This is a genomic window from Sulfitobacter noctilucae (assembly GCF_000622365.1).
GTDB lineage: Bacteria > Pseudomonadota > Alphaproteobacteria > Rhodobacterales > Rhodobacteraceae > Sulfitobacter > Sulfitobacter noctilucae.
In genome coordinates this window covers 1,690,386-1,712,969 of the sequence record NZ_JASC01000014.1, presented here as the reverse complement: position 1 = coordinate 1,712,969, position 22,584 = coordinate 1,690,386, and the positions used below count along the sequence as shown (strand labels likewise).

Below are 22,584 nucleotides of genomic sequence, written 5' to 3'. Positions count from 1 at the left end.
GCCTTTTGACGGTGAAATGTCATCGTTTTATGACGGTGGTGGCACGAGGTGCACAGCGAGTATCACGCGCTGGTGGTACCCTTGTCCAGCACTGCAGCGGCCAAGGCCCGGGTGATCGGGCGCTTTTGTGCCAGACTGGCAGCATCAAGTCGCGCCACCAGATCAATTGCGGCAGCGAACGATCTGTCCATACGGCCCAGCAGATAGGGGATCAGCGCCGGTTTGGGGGTAAGCTGGCGGTCGGCCAGAAGCTTGACCAGCACCGCAGAGAGCAACGCATCATCAGGCGCATGCAGCGTCACGGTGGTGGTCCCCATCAGACGGCTGACCAGATCGGGCAGGGCAAGGCCCCATTGTGCCACATCGGCTGTCCCGGTGAGCAGCAGGCTATGGCCTTCGGCCAGGACGAGGTTGTGCAGGTGAAAAAGCGCGGTTTGCGCGCTGCCGTTCTTTGCGATTTGATCCACGTCTTCTACCGCGACGGGGCCGCGGGCAATATCGGCGACGTCAACCTTGCCAAGATCGGCGGCTGCAATGATGCGGGCTGAGGATTTCTCAGCCCAGACGTGGGTCAAATGGGTTTTGCCGGAACCAGCTATCCCGGTGAGCAAGAGCTTGCCGCCGGGCCAGTCTGGCCATCTGTCGATCATGGCGATGGCCACGGCGTTGGACGGGGCCACAAGAAAAGCGTCACGCCCCAATGCCGTTCGGCTGGGCAGGTCAAGGCCAAGTTGTTGGGGCATGTCAGCTGTCGCCTTAAGTTCTGCCAGTGCCGCGATAGAGCAGGCTTTCCTTGTATTGTTCGACGCCGAAGCGGGCGATGACGCCCAAAGCCGCGGCAACGGGCACGGCGACCAGCATACCGACAAAGCCGAAAAGCGTGCCGAAAACAGAGAGCGCGAGGATCAGCCATACCGGGTGCAAACCGACTGAATCGCCGACCAGTTTCGGGGTCAGCACGTTGCCTTCTATGACCTGACCCAGCACAAAAATACCGGCGACCAGCCCAATAGAGACCCAGTCACCCCAAAACTGGAAAAGCGCCAGACCAATTGCCAATGCGCCGCCTAAAAGTGCACCGAGATAGGGAATAAACGTGACCAGACCTGCGATGAACCCGACCACCAGCCCGAATTGCAAGCCGACAAGCATCAGCGCAATTGCGTAATAGGTGCCGAGGATGAGGCAAACGGTGCCCATGCCGCGCACAAAGGACGATAGGGTTCTATCGATGTCGCGGGCCAAGCGGCGCACGGTGGGGGCGTGATCACGCGGTAGCAAGCGGTCCACGGAGGCGACCATGCGGTCCCAATCCAGCAGCAGATAGACCGCCACCACCGGCACGATCACAAACAGGATCACCACATTGATGATCGACGCGAAGGACGACAGGGCGGTTTCCAGCAATTGCCCGCCCCGGTCCTGGATTGTGGTCCCGATCGAGGTCAGCGAATTACGCAGAGTGGACCCTTCGACCAGCAGCGTGGGAAAGCGGTCGGTCAGGAAAGCGGTGAAGTCCTTGAAGAGTTGCGGCGCAGTTTCCACAAGGCTTGCCGCCTGGTTGATCAGCGTCGGCACCACCAGCAGAGCCATCAGAACAAAGATTAGGATGGCAAACAGCGTGATAACAGCAGTGGCAAGGGTCCTGCTAAGGCCCAGCCGTTCCAGCCGGTCAGCCACTGGATCAAGGAAATAGGCGATGGCCCCGCCCAAAAGAAAGGGTAGTAGCACATCGCCGACAAACCAAAGCACGACGATGAAAACCGCCGTGGCGATGCCCCAGTATTTCAGTTGTTCTCGGATTGGCAGGGCCATCGGGTCTCTCCGGTTCGCGGCGTTGGTATTCACATTGCGCAGACCGGGTAGGGTTTCAAGGGCAGGGCGGCGATATTCTGCTTTGTATTCGGCAATACAGACCCAGCGACACCGATTGACACTTCCCCGCAGGGTTGCGCAGTCTGGGAGAAACCCGCCCGCAGAGGCACCAAGGAGAGACACCATGCACATCACATCCATTCTAAGCCGCGCAGCACAGGTCAACCCGCGCGGCATCGCAACAATTTGCGGAGACCGGCAACAGACATGGGTGCAAATGGAAGACCGCGTGGCGCGGCTGGCGGGGGGCTTGCAGGCGCTTGGCATGAAGCCGGGCGACCGGGTGGCTTTGCTATCACTGAACTCTGACAGGTTCATCGAGTACTATTTCGCTGTGGTCTGGGGCGGCGGGGCGATGATGCCGATGAATATCCGCTGGGCCGGAGCGGAATGCGCCTATGCGTTGAATGATGCCGGGGCAGAGATCCTGATCGTGGACGAGGCGTTCAAAGGTTTGGGTGCCGAGGTGAGGGAGCAGGTGCCGGGACTGAAGACAGTGATCTACGCCGGGGATGGCGAAACGCCCGAAGGAATGGAGAGCTACGAAGATATCATCGCGGCGCATGAGGCGGTCGAGGACGCAGGGCGCGGTGGCGATGATCTGGCGGGGATATTCTATACCGGTGGGACCACCGGGTTCCCCAAAGGCGTGATGCTGTCACACGAAAATTTCTATGTCGGTGCCGTGGCCAATGCGCATGAGCTGAACATGCAGGACGGAACGATCTATCTGCACGCGGCCCCTATGTTCCACATCGCTGACCTGATCTGGTTTCCCGCTGTAACCCTGATGGCGGGCACCCATGTGGTTATCCCTGCGTTTACGCCCGACGGTACTTTGGAAGCGATTGAAGCGCATAAGCCGGATCAGGTTTTGCTGGTGCCCGTGATGTTGCAGATGGTTCTGCAAAGCGAGAAGCTGGCCAAGACCGATATCTCGTCCATCCGCCAGATTGCCTATGGGGCGTCTCCGATCACCGAAGCGGTGCTGGTCAAGGCGTTCGAGGCCTTTCCAAAGGCATCCTTTGTCCAGGCCTTCGGCCAAACCGAGTTGAGCCCCGTGGCCACGATCCTTCCGGCAGATTATCATGTGCTGGAAGGTCCGAAGGCGGGCAAACTACGCTCCGCCGGGCGGCCCACACGGATCTGCGAAATCAAGGTGGTGGATGAAGACATGGCGGAAGTGTCGCGCGGTGATGTTGGCCAGATTGCAGTTAAGGGTCCAAACGCGATGTTGGGGTACTGGAACAAGCCCGATGTCACGGCAGAGACCATTCGGGACGGCTGGGTCCTGACAGGTGACGCAGGCTATATGGACGAAGACGGCTTCATCTTTTTGATGGACCGGGTGAAGGATATGATCGTTTCGGGGGGCGAGAACGTCTATTCCGCAGAGGTCGAGAATGCGATTGGCCAGCACCCGGGCGTGGCGACCAGCGCGGTAATAGGGATCCCCAGCGAGGACTGGGGCGAGGCCGTCCATGCCCTCGTGATCCTGCACCCCGGTGCCGAGGTCACAGAGGAAGACGTCAGGAAACACTGTCACAGCTTGATTGCGCGGTACAAATGCCCGCGCAGTATCGAGTTTCGCACAGAGCCGTTTCCCTTGTCAGGTGCCAACAAGGTGCTGAAGACCGAGTTGCGCAAGCCCTATTGGGCCGGAAAAGACAGGCAGATTTCATAATGCGCGGTCCTTTTGATACGGAGCTGGAAGAACGGCTCGTCCGCTACGCCGCGATTGACAGCCAAAGCGATGCGTCCTCGTCCAGCCAGCCCAGCACGGCGATCCAGCTCGATATGTCGCGACTGTTGGTGTCCGAGCTTGAGGCGATGGGGGCGCAGGATGTGCAATTGACCGACTACGGTGTTGTACTGGCAACGGTGCCTGCCACCGCCGATGGCCCGACGATGGGCTGGTGCGCGCATGTGGACACCGCACCACAGTTCAACGCCACGGGTGTCAAACCTGTGGTACACCGTGGGTATAATGGCGGGGATATCACCTTTGCCGATGCGCCCGAATTGAAACTGTCGCCGGAAAATTCGCCCTATTTGGGCGAGAAGCAGGGAGACGATATTATCACCGCCAGCGGGCTGACGCTTTTGGGCGGCGACGATAAGGCGGGTGTGGCCATTGCCATGACCGCTGCGCGGCATCTGTTGGAGAACAGCGATATACCGCACGGCAAAATTCGTCTGGCCTTTACCCCCGACGAAGAGATCGGCCGGGGCGTGGATCCGCGTCTGCCAGCGGATTTCGGGGTTGATTTCGCCTATACTTTCGATGGTGGCAAACCCGGCGAGATTGAATTCGAGACCTTTTCAGCCGATGGCGCAGTGGTGCGGGTTACCGGTGTGTCCGCGCACCCGGGCTTCGCCAAGGACAAGATGGTCAACGCGCTGCATCTGACCGCCAAGATCGTGCAGACGTTGCCGCAGGTGTCGATGACGCCGGACACCACGGAAGGGCGCGAGGGGTTCATCCATGTGTCAGAAATATCTGGCGGTTCGACGGAGGCCGAGATCACATTGCTCATCCGCGACTTTGAACTGGATGGCTTGGCGGCCAAAGGTGCGCTGTTGCAGCAGGTTTGCGATGCAGTTGCAGCAGGGGAGCCGCGCGCACAGATCAGCTGTGAGATCACACCGCAGTACCGCAATATGCGATATTGGCTGGAAAAGGATATGACGCCGGTTGAACTGGCCCGTGCGGCTGTCTCTGATGTGGGGCTGGACCCGCTGTCCGTCCCCATTCGTGGCGGCACGGATGGCTCACGCCTGACCGAGATGGGTGTGCCTTGCCCGAATATCTTTACAGGTATGCAGGAAATTCACGGGCCGCTGGAATGGATATCAGTGCAGGACATGGCCCGTGCTACGCAAGTCGCTATCGCACTGGCACGCAGAGCCGTCGGATGATTGTGCGGGCAAGCCCGCATTCTGTCTTATTCGATGGGGGCTCTGCCCCCAAACCCCCGCGGGATATAGGGCCAAAAAGAGAAAGAACGTTGAAATTGTAGTGGTTCGAGTAAAGGGCGCGCCCGGTGTGAAGCGCGCCCTTCGGACTCTGATCTAGGCAGCGAAACCCAGTTTGGAGACGTGGATCTCGAATGTCGGATGCATTTCGGCACCGACAATCTCCGGCTTGTAGTGACGGTAGATCGAGCGCCAGTAGGGTTGAATGACCACGCCTTCGTCCTGCATGATCTTCTCCAGCTTTGCCATGACCTCGCGACGTTGGTCGGCATCTGCTATGGCGAGCGCTTCTGTCAGCAGAGCATCGAACTCTTCGTTCGAAAAGGCGGATTCATTCCAGGCTTCGCCGGAGCGGTAGGCCAGTGCCAGAACCTGCACGCCCAGCGGACGCTGGGCCCAATCGGTTGTGGAGAAGGGGTAACCCACCCAGTCGTTCCAGAAGGTGGCACCCGGCAGGATCGTACGTTTGACCTTGATACCGGCATCGCGCAGCTGTGCTGCAACACTGTCGGTGGTGTTCTTACGCCAAGTGTCGTCGATCGAGATCAGCTCATGTTCAAAATCTGCCATGCCGGCCTCTTCCATCAGCGCTTTGGCTGCTGCCGGATCATATTTGGGTGCCGGCAGCTCTGCGTATTCGGGGTGCAGGGGGGCAACGTGGTGATTTTCGGCGACGGTGCCGTTGTTGTCGAACCCCAGCTCGAGGCAGATGGCATTGTCCACCGCCATGGCCAGAGCACGGCGCACGCGCACATCTGCATAGGGCTGTGTGCCGTTGACCTCGGCCTTCTGGTTGGGACGGATGCAGACCGTATTGGCCGTGATCGCTTCGGACTTTTGCCAGCCAAAGTCGTCAAAAAGTGTGATGTAATCGCCGAGCGACTCGTACACCATGTCAACTTCGTCTGCTTCGACGGCGGAGAATGCGGAAGATTGCTCGGTGCCGTAGTCGATGTATTCAATGCGGTCGAGATAGGCACCTTCGCCCCACCAGTTGTGGTCTTCATTGCGGACAAGAACCGCCTTGATACCGACCTCAAATTCGCCGGGCAAATAAGGTCCGGTGCCGATCGGGTTCTCGAGGGGGTCGCCCGTCGAACTGCTGTGTACGATGGCGGCAGGGTAGTCCGAGAAGCCCGCGATCAAGGTGATGTCTGCGTTGTTCAAGGTGAGTTTGACGGTGTAATCCCCTTCGGTGGTAATCGCTCCCTCACGGGCTTTGCCGGTTTCGTCATCCACCAGCGATGCCATACGGGACGCCATCGAGTTGCCCTCAACACCCTTGTCACACCAGCGTTCGATGTTCATCGCCACATCTGCGGCCGTGAAGGGATCGCCATTGTTCCAAGTGACGCCCTGGCGCACTGTCAGGGTGTACTCTGTTGCGTCCTCGTTGATTTCCCACGCTTCCAGCAAAGAGGGCGCGATAGAACCGTCCGTCTGGTATTCTACAAGGTATTCAAGCCAGCCTCTGGTGTAGTTCGACATCTGCGGCCAGTCATAGGTGCGTGGATCCTTGAGCGCTTTGACGCTGCTCTGGATACGCAAGGTACCACCCGATTGGGCGTGGCCCGCAGCACGTGCTGGTTGGGCGACACCCAAAAGGCCATAGGCGGCACCGGCTGTCAGCCCCAGCGATGTGGCTCGGGTCATGAATTCGCGGCGCGACAGCGTGCCAGCGGTGACTTCGTCGGCATAGTCGCGGGCGGCGGGGTGAATCGTATCGGATCGGGTCATAGAATGTCTCGTGCATTGGTACGGTCAAAGGGCGTGCGGATCGCGAAACAAGTCGCTGATAATAAACTTAGGGCATCTGGGGATTAATCAAACCAAGATGGCAGGTGCGCTAGTCGATTGCGGGCGTCGCAGCGATGGCTTAGTCAGACGCCAGCGAAATTCAATCTGGAGCCTCCCCATGCGTCTGAGCCGTTATTTTTTGCCTGTGCTGAAAGAGACCCCGTCGGAAGCACAGATTGTCAGCCATCGGCTGATGTTGCGGGCGGGGTTGATCAAGCAGTCGGCTGCCGGGATTTATTCGTGGCTGCCCATGGGCTTCAAGGTGCTGCGCAAGCTTGAGAATATTGTGCATGAGGAACAGGCGCGGGCCGGGCATCTGGCGATGTTGATGCCAACGATCCAGTCCGCGGACCTGTGGCGCGAAAGCGGGCGCTATGATGCTTACGGCGAGGAGATGTTGCGGATCAAGGACCGGGGCGGGCGTGATATGCTTTTCACACCTACCGCCGAAGAACTGATCACAGATATCTTCCGCGCTCATGTCAGCAGCTACAAGGACCTGCCGCTGACCATGTACCAGATCCAGTGGAAGTTCCGCGACGAGATCCGCCCTCGTTTCGGCGTGATGCGGGGGCGCGAGTTCCTGATGAAGGACGGCTATAACTTTGACCTGACGAAGGAAGACGCGCTGCATGCCTATAACCGCCATCTGGTGAGCTATCTGCGCACCTACGAGCGCATGGGCTTGCAGGCGATTCCGATGCGGGCGGATTCCGGCCCGATTGGGGGCGACAATACCCATGAATTTCTGGTTCTGGCGGAAACCGGTGAGTCGGAAGTGTTTTATGATAGCGCCGTCACGGACCTGACCTTTGGCGACCGCGATATCGATTATGCATCGGTCGAGGATTGCGCGGCTGTGATGGAGGAATTCACCACGAAATACGCCCGCACGGATGAAACCCACGACGAGGCGCTGTTCAACGAAGTACCCGAAGAGCGCCGCCGCACCGCACGCGGGATTGAGGTGGGGCAGATTTTCTATTTCGGGACCAAGTATTCCGAAGCGATGGGCGCCACCGTGCAGGGGCCGGATGGCAAGAACACCCCCGTGCATATGGGCAGCCACGGGATCGGCGTCAGTCGCCTGCTGGGTGCGATCATCGAGGCAAGCCATGATGACAACGGCATCATCTGGCCAGAAGGTGTCACGCCGTTCCACGCTGGGATCGTGAACCTCAAGCAGGGTGATGCGGAAGCTGACGCGGCCTGCGAGGCGCTTTACACATCTTTGACGGCGCTGGGTCTTGAGCCGCTTTACGATGACCGGAACGAGCGTGCGGGTGGCAAGTTTGCGGGCATGGATCTGATCGGTCTGCCGTGGCGCATCACCGTGGGGCCGCGGGGCCTCAAGAACGGTGTGGTTGAACTGACATCCCGCCGCACCGGCGAAAGTGAGGAAATGCCGCCCGAAGAGGCCGTGAAGAAGCTTGCGCAGATTTACGCTGGCATCGCTTAAGGCTTTGATCGGTGGCTGGATCGGCGCTAATTTGAGCGGAGACAGAAGGGCAGCATGGATGGTCTTTGATCTTCGCTCACCCTGGGACGCGTTATGGGGCGCGCGGGCATGATCCTGCGTGCTCTTACGCTTGGGGCTGGCCTCGCGGGTGCTGCGACCACATCCCAATTCCCGCAGTTTTCGCAGCAGTATACCCAGCGTTTGGGTGGGGCCGTTGATGCACTGGCTGAAGTCGTAGCGGATTTCGATGCCTCTGCGGCTGCCGTCGGGCTGAACCGGCAAGAGGCTTTGGCCCAGATGCAGGGAACCGATTTTCTGGATCGGCGCCGGGCGGATATGGCTGGAACCTTTGCCCGGTTTGAGCGGTTAAGCGCGGATTTAGCGGCACTTGAAGGGCAGGGGCCGTTTATGCGGGCCTATCATCTGCCGCGCCTCAGCGACGGTCAGATTGCGCAGGCGGCGTGGGAAGTCTACCAGCCTGCGGTGCCTTTGAATTTTGCCGGCATGATCTTTGCAGTGTTCGGGTTTCTTTTGGGCGCGGCAGCATTTGGCGTTTTGTTCAAGGTGCTGCGCTGGCCGTTTCGAGGCCGCGCAAACCCCGCTTGACCCTTTCGCGTCAAAGCCTCAGTTTGCGCGACACCTGACAGGAGCCTGACCTTGGCCAAGACCCCGCCTTTCGCCCCGTTTGAATGGATGATCGCATGGCGTTACCTGCGCGCGCGCCGCGCCGAAGGTGGCGTGAGCGTGATGACGTGGATCAGCTTGATCGGCATTACCTTGGCAGTGTTCGCCTTGATCGCCACTCTCTCGGTGCGCAGCGGGTTTCGGGCGGAATTTGTGGATACGATCCTTGGGGCCAACGCCCATGTGACGGTTTATCAATTTGGTGAGGTCGCCGCGAACGGGCAGATTGACCGCTCCATTCCGAACTACGATGCGCTGGCTGAACAGGTGCGCTCCGTGCCGGGTGTGACCCGCGTGGCCCCGATTGTGCGCCAGCAGGTGATGGCCAACAACGGCCAGTCCAATGCGGGCGTCGAAGTCTACGGTATTGCGGCGGCGGATTTGAAAACCATCCCACGCATCGCCTCTTCGGATCAGGCAACGGGCGACATTGATCGCTTTGACGAGGGGCTGGCCATTGGGATCGGTGTGGCCCAAACTCTGGGTGTTACGGTGGGCGACCGGATCAAACTGATCTCGCCCAACGGGGTAAAGACCGCTTTCGGTACCAGTCCGCGTGTGAACGCCTATGAGGTGGTCTATATCTTTGCCGCCGGGCGCTATGACATTGATCGCACACGGGTCTACATGCCGATTGCTGATGCGCAATCCTTCTTTAACCGCGAGGGCTTGGCGGACGAACTTGAAGTTATGGTCGAAGAGCCCGAAGCTGTGGATGCAATCTCGCTTCCGATTTTGGAGGCCGCTGGAGAGCGCGGCCAGGTCTGGACGTGGCGGGATGCGTCAGGCTCATTCCTCAATGCGCTCGATATTGAGGATCGGGTGATGTTTGTGATCATGTCGGTGCTGGTGTTAATCGCCGCGATGAACATCGTCTCGGGCCTGATCATGCTGGTCAAGAACAAGGGCCGCGACATCGGCATTCTGCGGACAATGGGGCTCACCGAAGGGTCGATCATGCGGGTGTTTTTCATCTGCGGCGCTTTCACCGGACTGATTGGTACGGCGCTCGGAGTGATCCTTGGTTGTCTGTTCGCGCTTTATGTCGATCAGATCTTCGGCTTCGTGAACTATCTGTCGGGCGGCACCGCTTGGGATGCTTCGATCCGGGGCATCTATTTCCTGCCAGCGAAGCTGCAATTGGCGGACGTGCTGTCAGCGATTGGGCTGTCTTTGGGTCTGTCTTTCATCGTCACAATCTTTCCAGCCCGTCGGGCCGCACGGATGAACCCTGTTGAGGCGCTGCGCTATGAATGATCCGGTGTTGAGCCTGTCGGGCATTTCCAAAAGCTACAACGCGGGCAAGCCTAACGAAATTCAGGTGCTGCGCGATGTTGATCTGTCGATTGCGCCGGGCGAGGTTGTGGCACTGGTCGCTCCGTCAGGTGCGGGTAAATCGACCTTGCTGCATATCGCGGGTTTGCTGGACACGCCTGATGCCGGGTTGGTGCATATTGCGGGCGAGGATATGACTGGCCGCAGCGATCGCCGCCGCACGCAGGTGCGCCGGTCCGATGTGGGGTTTATCTACCAGTTCCATCATTTGCTGCCCGAGTTTTCGGCGCTTGAGAACATCGTGCTACCTCAACTCGCCAACGGCACGCCGCAGGGGCAAGCCGAGAGCCGTGCGATGGCACTCTTGGACAAGGTCGGTATCGCGCCACGCGCCAGCCACCGCCCTGCGGCCCTGTCCGGGGGCGAACAGCAGCGCGTAGCCTTTTGCCGCGCGCTGGCCAACGCGCCGGGGTTGCTGCTTGCGGACGAGCCGACAGGCAACCTTGATCCCGCGACTTCGGATCAGGTCTTTGACACGCTGATGGGGCTGGTGCGGGACACCGGGTTATCGGCGCTGATTGCCACGCATAATCTGGAATTGGCCGCCAGGATGGACCGGCAGATCCGGCTGGAACAAGGATGTCTGGTGCCAGTCTGACGCAAGGACACTTTCCTCGAAACGCTTGACCGCTCTGTCCGGTTTGGATCACAGTGACGGGCGGCAAGCTGGCCGAACATGGGGGAAAGGCGCGATCATGGTTCAGGTTTCACTGGCAATAATTGAGGAAACAGTGAAAGCGGCCTTGTTGACTCATGGTGCCGAAGCCTTTCCCGCCGCCGAAGTCGCCCGCGCCGTTGCCGCCGCCGAGGCCATCGGCAACAAGATCTGCGGTCTCTACTATGTCGAAAGCTACTGCCAGCAATTGACCTCGGGCCGGGTCAAAGGGGATGTGACCCCCAACGTCACCACCCCGCGCAGCGCAACCGTGCATGTGGATGCGCAATTCGGCTTTGCGCAACCCGCCTTTGCCTACGGCTTGCCCGTGGCGCTGGATGCGGCACGTCAGGCAGGGATTGCATCTCTCGCGGTGGGGCATGCACATACCTGCACCTCGCTGGGCTATTTCACCGAACAGATCGCGCGCTCGGGGTTCATCGGGATTGGCTTCACCAATGCGTCGCCCATCGTGGCCGCACCGGGCGGCAAGACACGCGTGATCGGCACCAATCCGATCGCCTTTTCCGTGCCAGATGGCGCGGGCGGTATCGCGATGCAATTCGATCAATCCACCACGACAGTGGCCTTGGGCAAGATCACAATGGCCAAGGCCGCGGGGCAGACGATCCCCGAAGGCTGGGCTGTCGACGCTGAGGGCAATCCGACCACAGACCCCGACTCCGCGCTGAAAGGCTCGCTGGTGTCGATGGGCGGATACAAAGGCTGGGGCTTCGGCCTGATGGCCGAGATTTTGGCCGCAGGGCTGGCCGGTGGCGTGCTGTCGCAGGATGTCAAACCGCTCAAGGCACCCGAAGGGGCACCGCACGACCTCGGTCAGTATTATATCGTCATCGATCCTGCGTCCGCTTCCGGGTTCGGCACCAAGCTTGCGGCGCTGACCGAAGCGGCCAGTGCTGACGACGATGCGCGGATGCCGGGCCAGAACAAGGAAGTGATGGACCCGGTCGAGATCGAACAGAATGTCTGGGACCTGATGGAAAAGCTGGCAAGCACATCCTGACCCGTTACCCTGAACGCAAGGGTCAACGGTAATCCGCCGCTCAATCCGCACCACATCTGCTGAATTTCCTCTTTGTATGCAGTGTTTTGATTTGCATCATGGTAAGGTAAAGGCAGGGGCGCAACATCGCTTTGACACTATGCTATTGGAGGAACCGTCATGCAGACCTTGAGCCTATCATTGGGGGCTGCGACTGGCCTGGCCATTCTGATTGGATGCACGCCCGTGTCCATGCCCGAACCGCAAGAGGGTGCTGCCTTTTTCGCGGCCAATTGCACCTCGTGTCACGGGGCGGACGGGCGGGGGGAGGGACCCGGCGCTGCTGGCCTCTCGCCTATGCCCACGGATCTGACGCTGCTGGCGCGTGCCAATGGCGGTGCGTTTCCGACCGCCCGCGCGCTCAGCTATATCTATGGTGATCCCGAAGGCGGTCATCTGGCCCGCGTCATGCCGCAGTTTGGTGGCGCGATGGCCGATGATCTGGTGCCGGTCGAGGTTGACGGCGTTCTGACGCCCACACCGCGCGCATTGGCCGCCTTGCTGGTCTATCTCGAAAGCATCCAGCGCTAACCGCAGATGCCCCGCACCTCGACCCCGTCCCAGGGCAGGCGCACGTTCCATTCGCGGCTTTGCGGCAGGGGTTTGACGGGCATGGCTTCTGCGATCAGGGCATGCAGTCGGGCGGTGCGCGGCCCTTGCGGGGCCAATGCGCGACAGCAAACATATTCCTCGACGATGGAGCCTTGCTGCTCGAACCCGAAGTCGCCAAAGCTGCGATCTGTATTGATTTCAAAGAGATACGGGTCTGCGGTGTTGCCATGCTCCGAAGCGGCGAGCAGCGGTGAATACCCCGTTGTGGCGCGGTTCTGCCACTGCCAGACATGGGTGATCTCATGCGCAAACAGCATCGCCGCGATGATCCCGATGGTGTCGGGGTAGTCGGGAAGATAGTCGTCGATGAACCAGTCCTTGTCGAATAGCACAGTGTTGAACAGCGCCACGGCGGCGGGTTTCGAGGTGACGATGGCGTCCGTGGGCGGCGGCAGGATCAACTCGCGGCAGGTGGTGCGCGGGCGCGGCTTGCGGCGGAAGGTGACCGCCCGGGTCGGTGCGCCATCGTGCAGGCGCGCCCGGTCCATGTTCAGCGTATCGCCGTGGATCGTGCTCAGAAAACTTCGCTCATTCTCGGTCAGCGGCCGTCCGCAGGACGCCAGCAACAGCAGAACCAAGAGCGCACGGATCATCGTGCAAAAGTCGCCGTGGCCATCGCCACCGGTTTGCCCGACGGCTCCGCGATCAGGGTCACGCGGGTGAAGATCATGGATTTCCCCGCCCTTGTCACCTCCGCCTCCGCGCGGATGCTGTCACCCGTAGCAGGGCGCAGGAATTGCGTGTCCAGCGTGACGGTGCCCAAGGGTTCGGGCGCATCGAGGTATCCGAAACAGGCGAAGACCATGGAGGTGTCGGCCAACGCGGCCAAGGCCTGCCCCGACACGATCCCGCCGATGCGCATGATGTCATCGGTAATCGGGATGATCATGGTGGTCCCGCTCTCCGAGATTGCCGTGATTTTAGGGTGGAGGGCATTGACCCACGGGGCAAAGGCCTGATCAAGGATGCTCTGGGCGGTTTCGGGGGTCATGGGAGGCTTTCGGATTACATGTGTTTTGCGCACCCTACAGCGTCGTTGCAGCAGTGGGTAGGGCGGGGTTTGGCCCGCCATGTTGCCGCTTCTACTGATAGTGGGTGTGACATGCGCGTTTGATCCCTATGTGGCTTGTAGAACAGCGAATTCCGAACCAAGAGATACTTTTGCGGCCGCAATAAACTCCATTTGAGTTTGTTCAGTATGCGCGAGTTCGAGTTCCAAAAGCCGACCAAATTCAATGTATTTTGTCAGTTCGTCGTCCGTTCCGCCACCTTGTCGATCCGGATTGAAATTGGGGTATAGGCAGAATTGAAATCCAGCTTCAAATTTCTCTTCTGGATAAACGAAAAAATGAGTGGAGATAAATGTAACTAGTGAGCGGATCGCCTGCTGGTATGCTAAAGCGCTTTTCTGGAGACCGAAATCCAAAAAGTGGTTTTCGGGATTATGCAGAAAACTGCCGTGAGAACGGAGCGGTTCTCTTATGTAGTTGAATAGAGCGTGGTTAGCTCCAATGTATTCGACACCCTCTCGAACCTCGGTAAATCGAGCTGTTTCTTGCAGGTTCTTAAACATTCGGGCATCATGATGCCTTCGATCCGTATCTGAAAAAGACAATTCACCTCGATGTATCTTTTCTTGGAGGTAGTGATAGGTGAGGCCCAAGAAAATCAGAATGCAGCCCCACAGTGGCGCCGTATCCGTTTGGATCGTAATTCCTAAGTGTTTGTTTGCTAAAGCTTCCAAATATGGCACCCAAAATGGTGTTGAAACTAATATACATCCAGTTGCAACTACCATTAACGCAAGTCGATTATAGAGTTTGCCTCTTAAAGAGAGAATTTTCTCTACGATCCAATCGCCCACCTGAAAGAAACGATGCTTACCCCTCAAACATCCAACTCCTCCATATCCGCAAACTGCGCATTCTCCTGAATATACTGGAACCGCAACTCCGGTTTCTTCCCCATCAACCGTTCCACCAGATCGCCGGTCTCACCGGGGATGTCCTCCTGCACCGACACGCGGATCAGCTTGCGTGTCGCCGGGTCCATCGTGGTTTCCTTGAGATCCTTCGCGTCCATCTCGCCCAGACCCTTGAAGCGTTGCAGGTCGATCTTGCCCTTGCCGCCCAGACCCTTTTCCAGCCAGTGGTCCTTTTCCAGATCATCCGCCACATAAAGCCGCTTGGCCCCCTGCGTCAGCCGGTAAAGCGGCGGGCAGGCGAGATACAGATGCCCGCCGTCGATCAGCGGGCGCATCTGGGTAAAGAAGAACGTCATCAGCAGCGCCGCGATATGGGCACCGTCGACGTCCGCATCCGTCATGATGATGATCTTTTCATAGCGCAGATCGTCGATGTTGAATTTCGTGCCCATGCCACAACCCAAGGCCTCGCAAAGGTCAGAGATCTCCGCATTGGTCGTCAGCTTGTTCGACGCCGCCCCCAGCACGTTCAGGATTTTACCCTTCAGCGGCAGCAGCGCCTGCGTCTTGCGGTCCCGCGCGCCCTTGCCAGAGCCGCCCGCCGAGTCGCCCTCCACGATGAACAACTCCGTCCCCACGCGGTCCTTGGACGTACAATCGGTCAATTTACCCGGCAGGCGCAGCTTTTTCGTCGCGGATTTACGCGCCGTTTCCTTTTCCTGACGGCGGCGGAGGCGTTCCTCGGCCCGCAGCACCAGAAAATCCAGGATGGCCCCTGCGGATTTCGTATCCGCCGCCAGCCAGTTGTCAAAGTGGTCGCGCACGGCGTTTTCTACCATCCGCTGCGCGTCCACGGTGGCCAGCCGGTCCTTGGTCTGGCCCACGAATTCCGGCTCGCGGATGAAGCAGGACACCAGCGCACAGCCCCCGGTGATCAGGTCCTCGCGGGTGATTGTGCTGGCCTTGCGGTTCTGCGTCAGCTCGCCATAGGCCTTGATGCCCTTGAGGATCGCGGCCCAAAAGCCCGCCTCGTGGGTGCCGCCCTCGGGCGTGGGAATGGTGTTACAGTAGGACTGGATGAACCCGTCGCGGGCAGGGGTCCAGTTGATGGCCCATTCCACCTTGCCGGGCTGGCCGAACTTTTCCTTGAAGTCGACCATGCCCCCAAAGGGGGCGTCCGCATAAGTGGTTGATCCGGAGAGTGTTTCGTTCAGATAATCCGACAGGCCGCCCGGGAAGTGAAACTTGGCCTCCGTCGGTGTGTCATCGCCCGGTGCCTCGCATTTCCAGCGGATTTCCACGCCCGAGAACAGATAGGCCTTGGAACGGGCCATCGCAAAAAGCCGCGCCGCTTTCAGCTTCAGGTTCCCGAAGATCTCGGCGTCGGGGTGGAACGTGACGGACGTGCCGCGCCGGTTGGGAGCGGCGCCGATTTTCTCCAGCGGGCCTTGGGCGATGCCGCGCGAGAACTCCATCGCATAAAGCTCGCGGTTGCGCGCCACCTCGACCCGCAGGTGGTCGGACAGGGCGTTTACGACGGACGATCCCACGCCGTGCAGACCGCCCGATGTCTCGTAGGAATCGCCCGAGAACTTGCCGCCCGCGTTCAGCGTGCAAAAGATGATCTCGAGTGCCGATTTGCTGGGGTCTTTGGGGTGTGGATCGGTGGGGATGCCGCGCCCGTTGTCGCGCACGGTGACATGGCCATTGGCATGCAGCTCCAGCTCGATCCAGGTGGCATGGCCCGCGACCGCTTCGTCCATCGAGTTGTCGATGATTTCGGCAACCATGTGGTGCAGGGCGCGATCATCCTTGCCGCCGATATACATGCCGGGGCGCAGGCGGACATGCTCCATATCCTCCAGCACCTGGATGGAGGAGGCGTCATACTCGGACGGCGTCTGGCCGGACAGAAGATCGGACATATCGGGAGCCTGCTTTTGCTGCTTTTGTTGAGGAGGGACTATGCCAGAGCGGGCAGGCGGGGGGAAGGGCACATGAGGGGGGCGGCGCTTGCGTTTCACGGTCTGCGTGGTCATATCGGCGGTAGGACAGTCCCGATGAGAGCCTCTGAAATGAGCGATTCGCCCAGCCCCTTGCACGCCTCTGCTGATGCAGCTGCACAAACCCTGCGCGACCTGCCCAATTGGCGCTATATGCTGCAGGAATGTGATGAACTCTATCGCTATCTGCCGGCCGGTGGCAGTACGCGGATTGCGGGCCACCAGCGCAAGGTGCGCGAAGCCATCAGCCGCCTGTTGCGCCAGAACGCCGAAGTCCGCCTGCAACCTGCCGCGCATAAACCTGTGACGGCTCATTTGCGCCGCGCCCTGGATGAAGGACGGCACGGTGTGCTGGCCCCGGCGGTGCGGGCATTGGATGCGATTGCGCCGCTGCTCAGCTGGCAATACGGCTATGAAAAGGTGCCGAAGGGGCTGCAAAACAGCTATGCCTATGCCGAGATTGCAGGGAATTACGGGCCGGTCATCAGCGAGGAAATTATCCTTGGCGTGGTGCTGTTTGCGCCCGGTTGCACCTATCCGGCACATGCGCATCAGGGCATTACCGAAAGCTATGTTTGCCTGTCGGGTGCCGTGTCAGAGAACCACCAAGGCGTCTATGTGCCCGGTTCGATGATCTTTAATCCGCCCGATCATCTTCACCGCATAACGGTGGGTGCACGCGAACCCGCGCTGCTGGCCTATGCATGGATCGGGGACAAGGCGGATTTGCACGGGCAAAAGATGGTCTTTACCCGCAGTCGGAAATAATCGGGCCGCGGCCCTCTAAGGCAACCAATCCAGAATGGCTTGCGCGACCTCCTGCGGCTTTTGATGGTGCAGCCAGTGATCGGCCCCGGCGATATGAACCCGCGTCAGATCTGGGGCAAATTCGTCAAGCCCTTCGGTGGCCTCGGGCAGAAGCGCAGTATCGTCCGTGCCCCAGATCAGCAGATGCGGGCAGCGCACCTGAAGCTTGTCCACCGGCAATTCAGGCAAATCTGTTACCTGCTCTCCCGGTTTGCCAACCACCAAGGGTGACGCGCGATACCAGTTGACCATCCCGCGCAAACGCCCCGGCGCACCCCATGCGCGTTTATAGTCCTCCAGCACCTCTCCCGTCAGCCAATCAAGGTTCATCTTGGCCGAGAACAGCGCCATGAGGCGGCTGAAGTCCTCCGCCGCCAACCGGTCTTCGGAGCCTTCAGCGCGTAGGTAATGTATGTATTGCGAGGCGTCACTTTGCGGTCCGCCCGCCGCCAGCGCCCGTTGGAATGGTACCGGGTGCACGCCGTTCATGATGATCAGCCGCGACACCAGCTCGGGTCGGAACATTGCCAGACCGTAAGCCACCGCCGCACCCCAGTCATGGCCCAGAACAAAGACCGGTTCTTCACCGATCAAGGCCGCCATATCGCCCACCAGTTTGGCCCCGGTGTATTCAGACACTTCCGACGGTGCCCAGCTTTGACCATAGCCGCGCTGGTCCGGCGCGATACAGTGAAACCGGTCCGACAAGCGGACCGCCACGTCCTCCCATACGCCGCCGTATTCGGGAAAGCCGTGCAGCATCAACAATTTGGGCAGGCTTTCGTCACCCCAATGCCGAACGAAAAAAGGTTTGCCACCCAGCTCGATCGTTTCGGTTCTATGCGCGGCCATGGTTTCACCCTTTTACAAATACCCGCTACCACCATCCGCAAAACTGCGTGCGCGTCCAGTGGAGATCGCGTTCAAACTCATTTTTACAGTTCCATCTTCCCCTTTGCGCGCCGGAAGCGTAAGGCAATTCCATGACTACCAATATGAGCCCTACCGGCCATTCCCGCGCCATCCTCACCCTCGGACTGCCGTTGATCGGCGGGCATCTGGGGCAGATGGCGATTGGCGTCACCGACACTGTTATGGCGGGCTGGTATTCGGTCGAAGCGCTGGCGGCTGTGACACTGGCCAGCACCTATTTCTTCGTGTTGTTCATATTCGGGTCGGGCTTTGCCTGGGCGATTATGCCGATGGTGGCCACATTCGTGGCCGAAGAGGACGAAGTGGCCATTCGCCGGGCCACGCGTATGGGGCTGTGGCTGTCGATTGGTTTTGCGCTCGTGGCGTTGCCGTTCCTGATCTTTGCCGAACCGATCTTGCGGACCTTGGGGCAGGGTGATGCGCTGGCGGCTGAAGCGGCCCGTTATCTTACCATCGCGGGATGGGGCATTTTTCCGGCCTTGCTGGTCATGGTGCTGAAATCCTACTTGGCGGCACTTGAACGTACTCAGGTCGTGCTTTGGATCACACTGGTGGCCGCTGTTGCCAATGCCATGGCCAACTACGCCTTTATCTTTGGAAATTGGGGCGCGGCCGAGATGGGGGTTGCGGGGGCGGCACTGGCCTCGGTTTTTACGCATACTGTCTCGCTGATCGGCGTGACAGTATACATCCTCGTTGTCGTACCGCAGCACCAGCTTTTTGTGCGGTTCTGGCGCGCGGATGGCCAGATGCTGGCGCGGGTCTTCCGACTGGGCTGGCCGATCAGTCTGACGTCCCTCAGTGAGGTCGGGCTGTTTGCTGCCTCGGCCATGATGATGGGCTGGCTTGGCACAATCCCGCTCGCCGCGCATGGCATCGCGGTACAACTGGCCTCCATCACGTTTATGGTGCACCTTGGTCTCAGCAATGTGGCGACGATCCGTGCGGGCAATGCCTTTGGGCGGCATGACAGTGCCCATATGGCGCGGGGCGCGGGTACAGTGACCCTCATGTCGATTGGCTTTGCCCTTGTGACAATCCTGATATTTGTGAGCTTTCCGCAGCCGTTGATATCGGCATTCATGCAAGAGAATGAACCCGCCCGTGCGGAGATCATGGAGATCGGCGTGGGATTGCTGGTTATGGCAGCCTTGTTCCAACTTGTGGATGGCACCCAGGCTGTCGCCCTGGGGTTGCTGCGCGGTGTGCAGGATACCGCCATCCCGATGTGGATGGCCGCCTTCAGCTATTGGGTGGTCGGCGTGCCTTGTTCTTATCTACTGGGATTTGTCTGGGGATGGGAAGGGATTGGCGTTTGGGCCGGTCTGGTAATCGGCCTGGGTATCGCGGCAGTGCTACTCAATACCCGGTTCTGGGCGTTCGTTCTGCCCGCCGTTGGGGCCGTTCGACCGGCAAGGACGACTTTGCCTTTGTAAGCTTGCGATACTGGCACAGGGCGCTCATGACCGTATCGCGCCTTGGCCGCGCCTCTAATCAGCCTTTCAGCATCCGGTCTGCCTTCTTGCGCACCAGTGTGCTGCGCAAATCATGCATCGCCAGCAGCAATTGGTCGGTCACGGCCTCCAGCTGCTCTGGCGTCGCCTTGGATTGGACCCATTGTGTCGTCAGGTTCATGTAATCCACGGCGCGATAGATGTCGTCGATGTCACGGTGTGCCAGCACCTGCAACCGCTCCTCCATCCAGGTTTGAATGGTCGCACGATCTTCATCCGACAGGGTACGATCGCCCTGTGGTTTGATTTCGCCGTTGCGGATGTTCACAACGGCGATCTGATCCATCTCGATCCGCCTTTGGCGGTTTTCGGTGTCGACACGAAACACGGCGGCACCGTTTTCGCGCACGCGGAAATAGTATTCAGGCAGTTCGGCCGACATCGGTTATATCTCTTCTAGGACAGGCCCGCACAAAAGGTCTGTATTCTTGTGCAAGCTTCCTTCAACGCTTCATCCGAAGTAGCGTAGCTGACCCTAAAGTTGGGCGATAGCCCGAAAGCTGCCCCGAAGACCACAGCGACGCCGGTCTCTTCCAGCAAAGCAGTGGCGAAGATTTCGTCGTTGTCGATCTTCGTTCCCGCAGCCGATGTCTTGCCGATGCAGCCCGCGATGGATGGGTAGACATAAAATGCGCCGTCTGGCGTGGGGCATTTGATGCCCTCCGCGGCATTCAGCATGTCGACGACCATATCGCGGCGGCGGGCGAACATTGCATTGTTGGGCGCGATGTAATCCTGGGTGCCGTTCAACGCTTCGACTGCCGCCCATTGGCTGACGGAACAAGGGTTCGAGGTAGATTGAGATTGCACCTTGCGCATCGCACCTATGACTTCTGTCGGACCTGCCGCATAGCCGATACGCCAGCCGGTCATCGCATAAGCCTTGGACACACCATTTACCGTCAGGGTCCGGTCATAAAGACGCGGCTCAACTTGGGCGGGGGTGCAGAATTCGAAATCGTCATAGACCAGATGTTCATACATATCATCCGACATCACCCAAACATGCGGGTGCCGCATCAGCACATCTGTCAGCTCTTTCAGCTCGTCCCAAGTGTATCCCGCACCGGTGGGGTTGGACGGAGAGTTGAAAATCAGCCATTTGGTCTTGTCTGTAATCGCGGCTTCCAGCTGATCCGCTGTCAGTTTGAACCCGGTTTGAAGCGAGGCTTCGGCGATGACAGGTGTGCCGCCCGCCAGCAGCACCATATCGGGATAGCTGACCCAATAGGGCGCGGGGATCACCACTTCGTCGCCTTCGTTCAGCGTGGCCATCAGCGCGTTATACAAGATCTGCTTGCCGCCCGTGCCGACGCTGACCTGTCCGGGGGTATAATCCAGCCCGTTGTCACGCTTCAATTTCTCACAAATCGCCTGTTTCAGCTCTGGAATTCCGTCGACAGCGGTATATTTGGTCTTTCCAGCGTTGATTGCAGCGATTGCCGCGTCCTTGATGTTCTGAGGTGTGTCGAAATCCGGTTCTCCGGCGCCCAGACCTATGATATCACGGCCTGCGGCCTTCAGTTCCGCCGCTTTTGTCGTCACAGCGATGGTCGGGGACGGTTTGACGCGAGCAAGAGTTTTCGAGAGCAGTTCCATTCTGGGCCTCTGGCGGTTATGTGTACGCGCACACTCATAGGGGCCGCATTGACGGCGATCAAGCGGCTTGATCCCGAGAAAAATTGGAGATCACGATGGAGACACAAACGGATTGGTACAGCCCGGAGGCCGCAACCTTCGGAGACCGCGTTGCTGCGGCCCGCGAGTCCGCAGGCATGACACAAGGTGTTCTGGCGAAAAGGTTGGGAGTGCGGCTTGCCACACTGCGGTCTTGGGAAGACGACAGATCAGAGCCGCGTGCGAACCGCCTGTCCATGTTGGCCGGGCTTTTGAATGTCTCGATGATGTGGATGATCAACGGCGAGGGGGAGGGGCTTTCCGACCCTGACCAGGTTGAGCCTGCATCAGGTGACATGCAGGCCGTGCTGACCGAGATGCGGCAATTGCGCAGCCAGATGACGGCCAATGCAGAAGCAATGGGCCGGTTGGAAAAGCGTCTGCGCACACTGATGGAAACCACTCATGATGTCTGAAGAAACACGTCCCCATCGCGTAAAGCGCCTGCACATGCGCTCTATCAGACGGGGGATCAAGGAGATGGACCTGATCCTGACCGCTTATGCTGAGGGACCGTTGCCCAATCTGGATGATGCGGGTCTTGAACTCTATGACGCGTTGTTGAACGAAAACGATCATGATCTCTACCAATGGGTTACGGGTCAGGTCGCGGCACCTGCTCAATACGGCGCGATGATTGGTGACATCCGGGACAATTTTTCGCCTCTGGGCTAGGCGTTAGGGTCTGTCCGAACGGTTTAACGAAATATTCTGTTTTATTCTTCAGTTTCCCCCTCAACAGATTGAGTCGGAGACAGATTATGAGCATTCAAGACCCTATTCTACAAAGTGTGCGCAACAAGGATTTCATGGTCGGCTACCTGGAGGCGCTGTCTTTGGTAGAGCGGTTGCACCGGTTGCTGCTCGACGTGATCAAGGATGAATTCGAGCGTGTCGGCGTGCTTGAGATCAACGCCGTGCAGGCGCTGTTGTTGTTCAATATCGGGGATAATGAAGTGACGGCGGGCGAACTGAAAAGCCGCGGTTACTATCAGGGCAGCAATGTGAGCTATAACCTGAAAAAGCTGGTCGAGATGGGGTTCATGCACCACCAACGCTGCGAGATTGACCGCCGGTCGGTGCGGGTGCGGCTGACTGAAAAAGGGCGCAACATCCGCGATGTTGTCTCTGACCTGTTTGGCCGTCATGCTGAAGGTCTGCGCGACAAGGGTGTTTTGGGTCAGGACGGTATCGCCGAAATCACGGCGTCGCTCAAGCGGATGGAGCGGTACTGGACCGATCAGATCCGCTATATCTATTGATAGCCTAT

Annotated in this window: 23 protein-coding genes; 13 read left to right on the top strand and 10 right to left on the bottom strand. The window is 59.2% G+C overall.

The window, feature by feature from the left end; genetic code table 11:
* Positions 1-62 precede the first annotated feature (62 nt).
* Together Z945_RS0118450 and Z945_RS0118445 are read right to left on the bottom strand one after the other, a co-directional pair.
* A complete protein-coding gene (locus Z945_RS0118450; protein WP_025053573.1) occupies positions 63-743 on the bottom strand; it encodes an HdaA/DnaA family protein in 681 nt (226 codons plus the stop codon).
* Between the two features lie 13 nt (positions 744-756).
* Positions 757-1,815 carry an AI-2E family transporter gene (locus Z945_RS0118445; protein WP_025053572.1) on the bottom strand — a complete coding sequence of 353 codons (1,059 nt, stop codon included), beginning with the start codon at positions 1,813-1,815 and terminating at the stop codon, positions 757-759.
* A gap of 184 nt (positions 1,816-1,999) precedes the next feature.
* Between Z945_RS0118445 and Z945_RS0118440 the strand changes: the two genes are divergently transcribed.
* Positions 2,000-3,559 (top strand): long-chain-fatty-acid--CoA ligase, encoded by a 1,560-nt coding sequence (locus tag Z945_RS0118440; RefSeq protein WP_025053571.1) that lies wholly within the window; start codon positions 2,000-2,002, stop codon positions 3,557-3,559.
* Positions 3,559-4,794, top strand: a complete 1,236-nt coding sequence (pepT, locus tag Z945_RS0118435) for a peptidase T (RefSeq protein ID WP_025053570.1) — start codon at positions 3,559-3,561, stop codon at positions 4,792-4,794. Before Z945_RS0118440 ends, pepT begins: the two co-directional genes overlap by 1 nt.
* Positions 4,795-4,947: 153 nt before the next feature.
* Here the strand turns inward: pepT and Z945_RS0118430 are convergent, their stop codons facing one another.
* The gene (locus Z945_RS0118430; protein WP_025053569.1) at positions 4,948-6,588 is read right to left on the bottom strand and encodes an ABC transporter substrate-binding protein; all 1,641 of its coding nucleotides are present in this window, start codon (positions 6,586-6,588) and stop codon (positions 4,948-4,950) included.
* Between the two features lie 178 nt (positions 6,589-6,766).
* Here Z945_RS0118430 and proS point away from each other — a divergent pair, with 178 nt between their 5' ends.
* The 6 genes from proS (at position 6,767) to Z945_RS0118400 (ending at position 12,375) form a co-directional block, all read left to right on the top strand.
* A complete protein-coding gene (gene proS / locus Z945_RS0118425) occupies positions 6,767-8,107 on the top strand; it encodes a proline--tRNA ligase (protein WP_025053568.1) in 1,341 nt (446 codons plus the stop codon).
* Positions 8,108-8,215: 108 nt separating this feature from the next.
* Positions 8,216-8,713, top strand: coding sequence for a DUF2937 family protein (locus tag Z945_RS0118420; RefSeq protein WP_025053567.1), 498 nt, complete (start codon positions 8,216-8,218; stop codon positions 8,711-8,713).
* A gap of 51 nt (positions 8,714-8,764) precedes the next feature.
* Positions 8,765-10,048, top strand: a complete 1,284-nt coding sequence (locus tag Z945_RS0118415; protein ID WP_025053566.1) for a lipoprotein-releasing ABC transporter permease subunit — start codon at positions 8,765-8,767, stop codon at positions 10,046-10,048.
* Positions 10,041-10,724 carry an ABC transporter ATP-binding protein gene (locus Z945_RS0118410; RefSeq protein WP_025053565.1) on the top strand — a complete coding sequence of 228 codons (684 nt, stop codon included), beginning with the start codon at positions 10,041-10,043 and terminating at the stop codon, positions 10,722-10,724. Before Z945_RS0118415 ends, Z945_RS0118410 begins: the two co-directional genes overlap by 8 nt.
* A 97-nt stretch (positions 10,725-10,821) precedes the next feature.
* Positions 10,822-11,805 carry an Ldh family oxidoreductase gene (locus Z945_RS0118405; RefSeq protein WP_025053564.1) on the top strand — a complete coding sequence of 328 codons (984 nt, stop codon included), beginning with the start codon at positions 10,822-10,824 and terminating at the stop codon, positions 11,803-11,805.
* A gap of 159 nt (positions 11,806-11,964) precedes the next feature.
* A complete protein-coding gene (locus tag Z945_RS0118400) occupies positions 11,965-12,375 on the top strand; it encodes a c-type cytochrome (RefSeq protein ID WP_025053563.1) in 411 nt (136 codons plus the stop codon).
* Here Z945_RS0118400 and Z945_RS0118395 read toward each other — a convergent pair.
* From Z945_RS0118395 to Z945_RS0118380, 4 genes are all read right to left on the bottom strand, one after another.
* A complete protein-coding gene (locus Z945_RS0118395; protein WP_025053562.1) occupies positions 12,372-13,049 on the bottom strand; it encodes a hypothetical protein in 678 nt (225 codons plus the stop codon). The two genes, Z945_RS0118400 and Z945_RS0118395, sit on opposite strands and share 4 nt — an antisense overlap.
* The gene (locus Z945_RS0118390; protein ID WP_025053561.1) at positions 13,046-13,447 is read right to left on the bottom strand and encodes a PaaI family thioesterase; all 402 of its coding nucleotides are present in this window, start codon (positions 13,445-13,447) and stop codon (positions 13,046-13,048) included. Before Z945_RS0118390 ends, Z945_RS0118395 begins: the two co-directional genes overlap by 4 nt.
* A gap of 126 nt (positions 13,448-13,573) precedes the next feature.
* A complete protein-coding gene (locus tag Z945_RS20550) occupies positions 13,574-14,320 on the bottom strand; it encodes a hypothetical protein (protein ID WP_161634103.1) in 747 nt (248 codons plus the stop codon).
* 23 nt (positions 14,321-14,343) lie between these two features.
* Positions 14,344-16,305: a DNA gyrase/topoisomerase IV subunit B gene (locus Z945_RS0118380; RefSeq protein ID WP_025053559.1), complete on the bottom strand. Its 1,962-nt coding sequence runs from the start codon at positions 16,303-16,305 to the stop codon at positions 14,344-14,346.
* A 135-nt stretch (positions 16,306-16,440) separates the two neighbouring features.
* Here Z945_RS0118380 and Z945_RS0118375 point away from each other — a divergent pair, with 135 nt between their 5' ends.
* Positions 16,441-17,151, top strand: a complete 711-nt coding sequence (locus Z945_RS0118375) for a dimethylsulfonioproprionate lyase family protein (RefSeq protein ID WP_025053558.1) — start codon at positions 16,441-16,443, stop codon at positions 17,149-17,151.
* A 15-nt stretch (positions 17,152-17,166) separates the two neighbouring features.
* On the opposite strand, the gene Z945_RS0118370 is transcribed toward Z945_RS0118375, so the two are convergent.
* Complete coding sequence (locus Z945_RS0118370; RefSeq protein ID WP_025053557.1) at positions 17,167-18,042, bottom strand: alpha/beta fold hydrolase; 876 nt, start codon at positions 18,040-18,042, stop codon at positions 17,167-17,169.
* A 131-nt stretch (positions 18,043-18,173) separates the two neighbouring features.
* On the opposite strand from Z945_RS0118370, the gene Z945_RS0118365 reads away from it, so the two are divergent.
* Positions 18,174-19,559 (top strand): MATE family efflux transporter, encoded by a 1,386-nt coding sequence (locus Z945_RS0118365; RefSeq protein WP_025053556.1) that lies wholly within the window; start codon positions 18,174-18,176, stop codon positions 19,557-19,559.
* Between the two features lie 58 nt (positions 19,560-19,617).
* On the opposite strand, the gene Z945_RS0118360 is transcribed toward Z945_RS0118365, so the two are convergent.
* Together Z945_RS0118360 and Z945_RS0118355 are read right to left on the bottom strand one after the other, a co-directional pair.
* Positions 19,618-20,019, bottom strand: a complete 402-nt coding sequence (locus tag Z945_RS0118360) for a hypothetical protein (protein ID WP_025053555.1) — start codon at positions 20,017-20,019, stop codon at positions 19,618-19,620.
* A gap of 14 nt (positions 20,020-20,033) precedes the next feature.
* Positions 20,034-21,236, bottom strand: a complete 1,203-nt coding sequence (locus Z945_RS0118355) for a pyridoxal phosphate-dependent aminotransferase (RefSeq protein WP_025053554.1) — start codon at positions 21,234-21,236, stop codon at positions 20,034-20,036.
* A gap of 95 nt (positions 21,237-21,331) precedes the next feature.
* Between Z945_RS0118355 and Z945_RS0118350 the strand changes: the two genes are divergently transcribed.
* From Z945_RS0118350 to Z945_RS0118340, 3 genes are all read left to right on the top strand, one after another.
* Positions 21,332-21,730, top strand: a complete 399-nt coding sequence (locus tag Z945_RS0118350) for a helix-turn-helix domain-containing protein (RefSeq protein ID WP_025053553.1) — start codon at positions 21,332-21,334, stop codon at positions 21,728-21,730.
* A gap of 34 nt (positions 21,731-21,764) precedes the next feature.
* Entirely contained in the window at positions 21,765-21,989 is a 225-nt protein-coding gene (locus Z945_RS0118345) for a succinate dehydrogenase assembly factor 2 (protein WP_338152108.1), read from the top strand.
* 86 nt (positions 21,990-22,075) lie between these two features.
* Positions 22,076-22,576 carry a MarR family winged helix-turn-helix transcriptional regulator gene (locus tag Z945_RS0118340; protein ID WP_025053551.1) on the top strand — a complete coding sequence of 167 codons (501 nt, stop codon included), beginning with the start codon at positions 22,076-22,078 and terminating at the stop codon, positions 22,574-22,576.
* The last annotated feature ends 8 nt before the right edge of the window (positions 22,577-22,584 follow it).